At 49.0% G+C, this 1,079-nt stretch carries 1 protein-coding gene; it reads left to right on the top strand.

Annotation, left to right across the window (positions count from 1 at the left end):
- The first annotated feature begins 15 nt into the window (after window positions 1-15).
- Window positions 16-915 carry a hypothetical protein gene (locus tag FWJ25_RS20555; protein ID WP_497755919.1) on the top strand — a complete coding sequence of 300 codons (900 nt, stop codon included), beginning with the start codon at window positions 16-18 and terminating at the stop codon, window positions 913-915.
- Window positions 916-1,079 lie beyond the last annotated feature (164 nt).

The raw sequence follows: 1,079 nt of genomic DNA, 5'->3' as shown, positions 1-1,079 counted from the left end.
CGTTTTGATAGACAGGTGTCTGTYGAYGTTCCTGATGTACGTGGAAGGACAGAGATTCTAAAAGTGCATGGTRGCAACAAGAARTTTGATTCTGATGTTTCTCTYGATGTCATAGCAATGAGAACACCTGGGTTCAGCGGAGCAGACTTGGCAAACCTTCTGAATGAAGCAGCCATTCTGGCTGGAMGRCGGGGRAGGACAGCAATTTCTTCAAAAGAGATWGATGATTCTATTGACAGAATTGTRGCTGGTATGGAAKGGACTGTGATGACAGACGGGAAGAGCAAAAGTCTTGTTGCTTACCATGAAGTYGGGCATGCAATTTGCGGAACTTTGACRCCTGGCCATGATCCTGTCCAAAAGGTTACCTTARTYCCAAGGGGTCAAGCTCGTGGTCTTACATGGTTTATCCCGATGGATGACCCAACACTCATCTCCAGGCAGCAACTTTTTGCCAGAATTGTTGGCGGCCTTGGTGGTAGAGCTGCTGAGGAGGTSATATTTGGAGAGCCTGAGGTGACCACTGGAGCYGCTGGTGACTTGCAGCAAATTACTGGCTTAGCCAAGCAGATGGTTGTGACATTCGGTATGTCTGAAATTGGTCCATGGTCTCTGATGGAGGGTGGAGCGCAGAGTGGGGACGTCATCATGAGAATGATGGCAAGGAACTCCATGTCAGAGAAGCTYGCGGAGGACATTGATTCGGCCGTGAAGCAGTTGTCRGATGAGGCCTACGAGATCGCWTTGAGGCACATTAGAAACAACAGGGAGGCCATYGACAAAATCGTTGAGGTGCTCATTGAGAAGGAGACASTGRCCGGAGACGAGTTCCGGGCGATYCTTTCTGAGTTTGYSGAGATCCCTGTWGAGAACCGGGTTCCCCCAGCCACACCGGCGGCCGCGCTCCCAGCCTAAACCCTAGCCTTGTAGGGGAGGATTTTCTTGTTGTATGGTGTTCATATTTTGGATTCTTGGTGTACACTAACTCTACTAAATCTGCCGGATTTTCGGTACACGAGTATTTTGGATTCTTGGTGTACACTAACTCTACTAAATCTGCCGGATTTTCGGTACACGAG

It is taken from the genome of Marinobacter salinexigens, from assembly GCF_008370345.1.
In the GTDB taxonomy this organism is placed as follows: domain Bacteria; phylum Pseudomonadota; class Gammaproteobacteria; order Pseudomonadales; family Oleiphilaceae; genus Marinobacter; species Marinobacter salinexigens.
The sequence above is the reverse complement of the archived record's forward strand: the minus strand, read 5'-3'. Positions and strand labels throughout refer to the sequence as shown.